The sequence below is a fragment of the Pseudomonas sp. 67(2021) genome, from assembly GCF_017491835.1.
Classification (GTDB): domain Bacteria; phylum Pseudomonadota; class Gammaproteobacteria; order Pseudomonadales; family Pseudomonadaceae; genus Aquipseudomonas; species Aquipseudomonas atacamensis.
Window position 1 is genome coordinate 1 of sequence record NZ_JAFGYL010000073.1, and the last position, 496, is coordinate 496.

The following is a 496-nucleotide window of genomic DNA, read 5'->3' on the forward strand; positions in this document are numbered from 1 at the left end:
CCGTAAATATCCATATCTGCTCAAAGGGTTGGCTATTCAGCGCAGTAATCAAGTGTGGTCTACGGATATAACGTATATCCCTATGGCAAAAGGCTTTGTTTATTTATGTGCTGTGATTGATTGGCATAGCCGCAAGGTACTTGCGCATAGGGTATCGATTAGTATGGAGGTGGATTTTTGTATTTCGGCTTTAAATGAAGCGATTGAAAAATATGGTCGACCTGAAATATTTAATACAGACCAAGGCAGCCAGTTTACCAGTGATGCATTTATTGATGTATTGAAATCAAATGGCATTCAAATCAGTATGGATGGTAAAGGTCGATGGGTAGATAATGTGATGGTTGAACGATTATGGCGGAGCGTTAAATATGAAGAGGTGTATCTCAAAGCTTATAGCAGTGTCACAGATGCGAAAAAGCAATTAAGTGCATATTTTGAGTTTTATAATTTGAAACGACCTCATTCGAGTCTAGACAAAATGACACCAAATGAG

Annotated in this window: 1 pseudogene; it reads left to right on the plus strand. The window is 38.3% G+C overall.

What is annotated here, in order from left to right:
• Positions 1 to 496 (plus strand): annotated as a pseudogene (locus J5M66_RS26570) (IS3-like element ISAba14 family transposase); the annotation flags it as partial.